Source organism: Thermogutta sp., assembly GCF_014359955.1.
Taxonomy (GTDB): Bacteria; Planctomycetota; Planctomycetia; order Pirellulales; family Thermoguttaceae; genus Thermogutta.
In genome coordinates this window covers 1-8,053 of the sequence record NZ_JACIYL010000129.1, presented here as the reverse complement: position 1 = coordinate 8,053, position 8,053 = coordinate 1, and the positions used below count along the sequence as shown (strand labels likewise).

Annotated in this window: 7 protein-coding genes; 1 reads left to right on the top strand and 6 read right to left on the bottom strand. The window is 57.4% G+C overall.

The genetic code is table 11. The features are described 5' to 3' along the window. The 6 genes from H5U08_RS05990 to H5U08_RS05965 form a co-directional block, all read right to left on the bottom strand. Nucleotides 1-1,764: translation factor GTPase family protein (locus H5U08_RS05990; RefSeq protein ID WP_297031244.1), on the bottom strand; the 1,764-nt coding region annotated here is incomplete at its 3' end. A 99-nt stretch (nucleotides 1,765-1,863) separates the two neighbouring features. After that, the gene (rpsG, locus tag H5U08_RS05985) at nucleotides 1,864-2,334 is read right to left on the bottom strand and encodes a 30S ribosomal protein S7 (protein WP_297031242.1); all 471 of its coding nucleotides are present in this window, start codon (nucleotides 2,332-2,334) and stop codon (nucleotides 1,864-1,866) included. Between the two features lie 45 nt (nucleotides 2,335-2,379). Further along, nucleotides 2,380-2,754: a 30S ribosomal protein S12 gene (gene rpsL / locus H5U08_RS05980; RefSeq protein WP_297031240.1), complete on the bottom strand. Its 375-nt coding sequence runs from the start codon at nucleotides 2,752-2,754 to the stop codon at nucleotides 2,380-2,382. Nucleotides 2,755-2,943: 189 nt separating this feature from the next. Further along, entirely contained in the window at nucleotides 2,944-3,765 is an 822-nt protein-coding gene (locus H5U08_RS05975; RefSeq protein WP_297031238.1) for an SDR family NAD(P)-dependent oxidoreductase, read from the bottom strand. A gap of 280 nt (nucleotides 3,766-4,045) precedes the next feature. Further along, nucleotides 4,046-5,377, bottom strand: coding sequence for a Gfo/Idh/MocA family oxidoreductase (locus H5U08_RS05970; protein WP_297031236.1), 1,332 nt, complete (start codon nucleotides 5,375-5,377; stop codon nucleotides 4,046-4,048). 327 nt (nucleotides 5,378-5,704) lie between these two features. Next, nucleotides 5,705-7,042 (bottom strand): Gfo/Idh/MocA family oxidoreductase, encoded by a 1,338-nt coding sequence (locus tag H5U08_RS05965; RefSeq protein ID WP_297031234.1) that lies wholly within the window; start codon nucleotides 7,040-7,042, stop codon nucleotides 5,705-5,707. A 544-nt stretch (nucleotides 7,043-7,586) separates the two neighbouring features. Between H5U08_RS05965 and H5U08_RS05960 the strand changes: the two genes are divergently transcribed. Further along, the coding region (locus tag H5U08_RS05960; protein WP_297031233.1) for a pyruvate kinase at nucleotides 7,587-8,053 on the top strand (467 nt) is incomplete at its 3' end.

Sequence of the window (8,053 nt, the reverse complement as noted above, 5' to 3'; positions counted from 1 at the left end):
GGCGGCCAGGCGAAACGCGAGTTCGTTCGATTCCGTCTCGTGCACCTTTGCTCCGGTAATAGCCACCCGAACGTGCATAAGCGGGAAACCAAGCAGGCCACCGCCTTCTCCCTGCTGCTCGAGCACCTCCAGAGCCGCCTTCAGGAATGGGGCGGGCAGTCCTTCGGCGTTTTCAACCACAACGACCACGGGTTTGGGAGATTTGTCGAACGGTTCCATGCGTATGGAGAGCTCCGCAAAGAGCGGCTGGCCGCCCACCGTGCGGTGGCACACGCCGGTGACTTCGACGGCCTTTTCCACCGTCTCGCGGTAACTCACGCGTGGTTTCTGCACGCGAACTTTCAGGTTGTGTTCCCGAACCAACCGATGGACGGCTACCTCCAGATGAAGCTCTCCCATACCGCTGATGATAATCTGCCCGGTTTCTTCGTGCTCTTTGTACCGGAAGGTTGGATCCTGCCGCTTCATCAACTCGAGGGCATCGATGAGCTTCTTCCGCTCCGCCGTAGTTTCCGGCTCAATGGCCATATCGATAACGGTCTGGGGAAATACGATGGGCTCCAGCAGGATGGGATGTTTGGGGTCGCATAACGTGTCCCCTGTAACGGAGTGCCGCATGCCCATGATCCCCACGATATCCCCCGCTTCCACCGCCTGAATCTGTTCGCGGCGGTCAGCCTGAATGCGCCATAATTGAGGCACGTTTTCCTTCTTATTTTTGCCAGGATTGAGCACACGACTGTTGGCCGTCAGACGCCCAGAATACACCCGGACATAATCCAGGTCGCCGTAGCGGTCCGCCTGAACCTTGAAGACCAGCCCACAAAAAGGTTCCTTGGGATCGGCTTTGCGAACGAGTTTCTTGTTGGGGTTTTCTGGATCCGTCCCCTCCACCGGGGGAATCTCGGTCGGGTCGGGCAGGTAATCGACCACCGCGTCTAGAACGGGCTGCACCCCGATTCCATGGAGCGCGGAACCGCAAAGAATGGGCACGATCAAATTGCCGATGGTAGCCTGTCGAATCACCGAGCGGATGAGATCTTCCGGGATCGGCTCTTCCGCCAGCAATAACTCGGTGAGTTTATCGCTGTAGAGCGATAACTGATCCAGCATATTGTGGCGCCACATCTGCGCCTCTTCTTTCAATTCCTCCGGGATTTCCTCGGCAATCACTTCGGCGTGATTCCCTTCTTCCACAAACCGAAGGGCTTTCATCGAAATGAGATCGATCACTCCACGGAACGGGTTGTTAAAGTGGGCGGGGCCACTCCCGATCGGAAGATTGACCGGTACAGGACGGCATTCCAGCCGTTTTTCGATTTCTTCCAGTGTCCCGAAGTAGTCGGCTCCCTCGCGATCCATCTTGTTGATGAATGCAATACGCGGAACATGGTATTTGTCCGCCTGTTTCCAGACGGTTTCGCTCTGGGCCTCGACGCCTTCGCGGGCACTGAAAACCACCACGGCCCCGTCAAGGACTCGCAGGGAGCGTTCCACCTCCGCAGTAAAATCCACGTGACCCGGCGTGTCGATCAGGTTGATGTGGACGCCGCGCCAATCGAACGTGACGCACGCTGCCTTGATGGTGATCCCGCGTTCCTGCTCTTCGGGATCGTAATCGGTCACCGTGGTCCCCTCATCCACCGACCCCACTCGATGAATAAAGTGCGCGTAAAACAGCATTCGTTCGGTAAGGGTCGTTTTTCCCGCGTCAATGTGGGCCACAATCCCGATATTACGAATATTCTTGATGTCGCGAGGCATGGTGCTGACTGAGCTTTCTGTACCTTCAGGAATGACTCACTGCGCAAAAGAACACCGCACCGAAAGCGTCCGGCGCGGTGTGCGTCTTCCCAGGAGATCTCACCAAGCGAAGTGAGCAAACGCCTTGTTGGCCTCGGCCATCCGGTGGACGTTTTCCCGCTTGGTGATAGCGGCACCCTCTTTCTTGTAGGCCGCTTCAAGCTCGGCCGCAAGCCTCTCGTGCATGGGTTTGCCTTTTCGCTCGCGGGCCGCCTGAATGATCCAGCGGATGGCCAGCGATTGCTGCCGCTTGGGACTGACCTGCATGGGCACCTGGTAGGACGCACCACCGACCCGTCGGGAACGCACCTCAATATTCGGCTTCACGTTCTCGACGGCTTCCGTAAACACGTCAATAGGATTCCGGTCCGGAATCCGCTGCGCCAGGATATCCAGCGCTTTGTAAAAAATAGCCTGGGCAACGGTCTTCTTGCCGTTCCACATCATGCAGTTGATGAACTTGCTGGCAAGAAGTGACCCGTATTTCGGATCCGGCTTGAGAATCGCTTCACTGGCTGTTTTGCGACCCATATCTTCTGTCCGATCTTAAAATGCCACCTCGGAAAATTCCCTACCTCACTTGCTCGGCTTCTTGGCACCATAACGGCTCCGGGACTGCCGACGCCCTTCCACGCCGGCACAGTCGCGTGTTCCCCGGATAACCTGGTAGCGGACACCCGGCAAGTCCCGGACACGACCTCCCCGCACCAGAACGATGGAGTGCTCCTGAAGATTGTGCCCCTCGCCCGGGATGTAGACCGTGACCTCTTTCCCATTGCTCAACCGAACCCGCGCGATCTTCCGCAGAGCGGAGTTCGGCTTCTTGGGAGTCATGGTTCGCACAATCAAGCACACCCCCTGCTTCTGGGGGCAGCCGTCCAAAGCCGGAGACTTGCTGAACTTTCTCTTGGGCTTCCGAGGTTTGCGTACAAGCTGATTGATTGTCGGCATGCTGAACCCAGTCTCTCAGAACTGCGCTTTTCTCTGTGGAATCCCCTCACCCAGATGGGTTACCGTGGATTTTGCCTGTTTGCGGGTTTTTTGACATCACTCGGGACTTTCGCCCGGAAAACATTATAGTGACGCTTCCCATAACACTTGTCAAGGGACGGCGTCGTGAAGCTCGGCTATGCCTTGACATTATGAATCCTCACCTCGAGGGGTGAATCGTTCAATAAGCCAATCCCCCAAACGTGGGGATAATTGTGCGATGGCGAAGAGCAACCTCGCCCGAGCCGGCACCACCAGCTCCGGCTTCCGGGCTTCACAGGCGCGAAGTATACGCCTGGCGAGCCAATCGGGCGGGATCGCCCGGACTTTGACGCCCGCCCCCGGCCCACGAGCAGCTTGCGGGACCCGTTCGGCCCCCTCTAAACGGTAGAGGCGGTCCCCACTTCTGGCGATCGGTCCCGGACAGACCAGCAACACATGCAACCCCCGACGTCCCAACTCCAGGCGAAGCTGCTGCGAAAAGGCCGCCACAGCATGCTTTGTCGCCGGGTACGCCCCCACAAATTTGGCGGCCGCTTTGGCGGCCAATGATCCAATGTTGACCACATGGCCGCGGGTGGCCAACAAATCGTCCAGAAATGCCTGGGTCATTCGAACCAGGGCGATGAAGTTTAGCTCCATCAGCTCCCGAAATTGGTCCGGAGTCGTGTCCCGGACAGTGCCCCGCATTGAACGACCTGCGTTGTTGACGAGGACTTCCAGGGCTCCCCATTTTTCCCGGATGGAATTCACAATCCGGGCAACGTCGGATTCCACGCAAATATTGCCTGTAAGAGGAAGGATGGCACTGGAAATTCGGCCCAGCTCTTCGGCCGCCTTTTCAACCCCGGCCGGCTCCAGCCCTACAATTGCCACCCGAGCTCCAGCCCTGGCAAATTCGCGCGCGATGGCGAACCCCAGTCCACTCGAGCCTCCCGTCACCAGAACATTCTTGTTGCTCCAGTACGACACGGGACACCTTTCTCACGGACAATCATCGCACCCAAAAATGTAAGTAAACGCCGAAAAATCATGGGCAGCAAGACGCAGCCCCGTTTTTCGTGCCGGTTCCCTCTTTGATGATACGCGAAGTCGGGGCAAAGCCCAGGGCAGGCGGAAAAACTGCCCGGCGAACACCCGTCTCCGAAATGCGCGCCGGGCAGCCCAGGGTCGCACTCAGCCTCTACCGAGCGACTTGTCCTGTCTCTCACGCGGACTGGACCGCCATTCCTGCTCGCCGCCCAATGGGGTTTCACACCTCGATCGTGTAGGGCTTTCGTTGCGGGCGGGAAAGCAGAGCGTTGGCCTGTTCGTCGCCGACGAAAACTTCCTTTTCCGGATCCCATCGCAGCTTTCGCTTGAGCAGCATTGCGATATTGCACATGTGGCAGGATGAAAGCTCGCGATGGTGCGTGGCCACATCCGAAATCGGCTCGGCTCTTTCGCGAACGCATTCAAAGAAGTTGGCCATGTGCCCCTTCAGTTGCCGTCCTTTGTAGAGCTTGGTGACCTCTTCTTCGAGCCACTGCTGCTCGTTCTTGGTCAAATCCTCAATTGGCTTGCCCGAGATTCTGCCGCGATTCACAAAAATTCTTCCGTCGGGTCCCTCAAACCACACGCCATTATCTGGACCGTGCTGAACGATGATCGTTCCACCATTAGCAAATTTGAGCGTGCACCGGAATGTCGTGGCCGTGTTGTAGGCGTTCGGCAGCTTGACCTTTCCCGCGAAGAATGCCACCGGATCAAAATTTTGGGGAATGGTGGGGAATTCCCCATGTCCTTCAACTTCGATGGGTCCTGTATGTTCGCATCCGAGGCCCCATTGGGCGATGTCCACGTGGTGCGCCCCCCAGTCGGTGAATTTTCCTCCGGAGTATTCCAACCACCATCGGAACGTTCCATGACAGCGTTCCTTGGTGTAGGGGACGAGTGGGGCCTGACCTAACCAGAAATCCCAGTCCAGCGTCGCGGGTGGATCACTTGTGGGGAAGGGGCCACCTTTTGGGCCCGCCCCGATGGAGCAGGTGGCGGTCAGGGGCTTTCCGAGGCGGCCACTCCGGGCAAGCGCGACAGCCTGGAGAAAACGGCGATCACTCCGCTGCTGGGTCCCCACCTGAAAGACCCGTTTTGTTTCCGCCACGACCCGCCGCAGGATTTTGCCCTCATCGATCGTTAGCGTGAGCGGCTTTTCACAGTACACATCCTTCCCCGCCAGCATCGCCTCCACAGCGATTTTGGTGTGCCAGTGATCGGGTGTTCCGATGGTCACCACGTGGATGTCTTTGCGATCGAGCACCCGACGGTAATCTGTAAACACCTCGCACCGGCCTCCAAAGCGCGAGGCGAATCTTTCGGCATGACTTCTGTCCACATCAGCACAGGCGAGCATCACACCGAAGCGTGCAGCCTCATTCCCGATTCCCGATCCGCGCCCCCCGACTCCGATCGCCCCGATTCCGATCGTCTCGTTCGCCGATTCTCCTCGGGCAAGCCTGGGAAGCCAGAGCAAAGGAACAGCCAGTCCCCCGCTGAGAGCGGCACCTTTCAGTAAATCCCGACGGGACAGTCTTCGTGCAAGCATGGAAAGTCTCCTCCAGATGGGCCCACAAGTCGTCATTTCGGCGGGGAAGGCGAACCAATCGGAGTGCCTTGGCTCGATTGTAGTCAGATGTTTCAAACCCCTCAATGCAACACGAGAAATAATCTGAGGCGGGGGCTCACCGTGTTCGTCAACCGAACGACGCTATTTTCGAGCGTATCTCAAATATTGAAGACAATTGAACACAATGGGGATACGGTTCGGGCGGAACCGTATCCCCTGCGAAGGACATTTTACACGGGCCGATTGCAGAACTTGCGCAGGCTTTGCCCGAGGACGCCTCGGGCAAAGCCGTCCAGTTCCCCGCGATCACAAGGTGATGGTGTACGGCTCGCGCTGCTTGCGCTTGGTCAGCGTGTTGGCTTCCTCATCATCGACGAACTGATACTTCTCCGGATCCCACTTCACCTTGCGATTCAGCAGCATGGCAATGTTCGCCATGTGGCAAGCATTCACCGCGTTGCAATGTGTGAAAACATCCGAAATGGGCAAACTCCGGTCTTTCACACATTCGAAGAAATTCCGCATGTGGCTGCCCGGCTCCTTACCGCGATACAGTTTGCGGACCTCTTCATCCAGCCACTTTTTGTCAGCTTCTGTCAGTTCTTCGATTGGTCGCCCGGTGAGGCTTCCCCGATTCACCCGAATGCGGCCCAGTTCGCCCTGGATGATCAACTCGTTTGGGCCACTGAGAAGCTTCACCACATTTCCATTGGGCAAAACCATGTCGCACTCGAAGGTCTTGGCCACGTTATAAGCGACCGGCAGGTCCTCCCAGCGCCGCTTGCCGAGAAGCGTTTCCAGCATCAATTCCCGTCCCAGCGGGAATTCGAAGCTGACCGGGGTTACCTCGATGGGCCCGGTGTCTTCACCGCCGAGAGCCCAAATGGCGATGTCCGTATGGTGGACACCCCAGTCGGTCACCTGGCCGCCGGAGTATTCGAACCACCATCGGAAATTCCAGCCGATGCGGTTCTCACAGAAGGGCACCTTGGGGGCCTGACCCAGCCAGAAATCCCAGTCGAGGTATTCCGGCGGTTCGGAAGTGGGGAAGGGTCCACCCGATGTGGCCTGCCCCACAGAACTGATGGCCCGCAACTTCTTGCCCAATCGGCCGCTCCGCGCCATCACAACTGCTTTGAGGAACATGCTGTTGAATTCACTGCGCTGCTGCGTGCCCACCTGGAAAACGCGACCGGTGCGTCGCACCGCCTCGCAAATGAGTTGGCTTTCTTGAATGGTCAGCGTGAGGGGTTTTTCGCAATAAACGTCTTTGCCCGCCTTCATGGCGTCGATAGAAATCTTCACATGCCAGTGATCCGGAGTTCCGATCGTCACGGCATCTACGTCTTTGCGATCGAGGATCTCGCGATAATCCTTGTAAACAGCGCAACGTCCCTCATAGGGTTTGGCAAAATTCTCGGCATTCAGGCGATGCACGTCGGCACAGGCCACCATGTTGCCAAGCTGCGCTGCCTGCCGTCCGATGTCCGTGCCACGGCCACCCACTCCGATTGCCGCCACATTCAAGCGTTCGTTGGGTGATTCTGCCCAGGAAAAGGGGCTCACCCAAATGTGCGGCACAGTGACCGCCAGTCCCGCTGACCATTTCAAGAAATCCCGTCGCGAGGCGTGAGGCAACTTCATACGCAACTCCTTTACCAGTAAAGGAAAAAGACAGCCGATGGTGTACCAAAATGGTGGGAACACCGAGGATTGTTCCCCTTCAGAATAACCTGCCACTAGGATAGCCGCAAGTAATTGCTCGTTGCCTCGATCCGGTTATGTCGTTTCCATCTGGTATGAACGATCGGACTTTCCGACGCTTCGGAGGGGCATGCTTGTTGTGCCCGGTGAACGGCAATGGAAAATCCAACGTTAAACGGCGGACGTCGCAAGCACATCCCTCCGAAATGTTTGGGAGGAGTACGCTTGTCGTGCCCAGCGGAAGGGGATGGAATTTCCAACGCTGAATGGCGGACCTGACGAGCAGGCCCCTCCGGAAAAACCGCCCCGACAAGCGCGTCCCTCCCAAGGACCATGATTGAGAGAACGTCTCAACTTGCGGTACGGGGAACCCTGTTAGCAACTTGGAAGACAAGTTATGATGCATCACACTGGGAACCGCTCCCTGAAAGGCGTCAAAATGGGTTAGTGATTGTTACGTTGTTCGCAAATTTGGACTGATCCAATGGAACTCCCTGCCGTCCCACGTCGGCCAAGCCAGACAAAGATTGTCGCCACACTTGGGCCAGCCACGCACGGACGAGACAAAATCGAAGCTCTCGTCAAAGCCGGTGTGGACGTTTTCAGACTCAACATGGCCCACGGGTCCTTCGAGGAGCACGACGCCCGGGTCCACTGGATCCGAGAGATCGAGCAGGACCTCAAAACCCCGCTTGGTATTCTCGTTGATCTTGGCGGACCAAAGATTCGGCTTGGGGAGCTGAAAAATGGATCGCTGGAATGCCAACCGGGAATGCAGGTCACATTCGTGATGGAGGAACCCCCCCAGCAGCCCACCGAACTGCCCGTCTCCTGTCCCGCGGTCATTTCGGCATTGAAGGAGGGAGATCGGGTCGTTCTCGCCGACGGGACTGTGACCCTTCGGGTGATCGGGAAATCAGAAAATCGGGCAACCTGTTTGGTAACGCAGCC

Coding starts and splice junctions, on each gene's coding strand:
- rpsG (WP_297031242.1), bottom strand. CDS start 2,334: ATGGGTCGCAAAACAGCCAGTGAAGCGATTCTCAAGCCGGATCCGAAA.
- rpsL (WP_297031240.1), bottom strand. CDS start 2,754: ATGCCGACAATCAATCAGCTTGTACGCAAACCTCGGAAGCCCAAGAGA.
- H5U08_RS05970 (WP_297031236.1), bottom strand. CDS start 5,377: ATGCTTGCACGAAGACTGTCCCGTCGGGATTTACTGAAAGGTGCCGCT.
- H5U08_RS05965 (WP_297031234.1), bottom strand. CDS start 7,042: ATGAAGTTGCCTCACGCCTCGCGACGGGATTTCTTGAAATGGTCAGCG.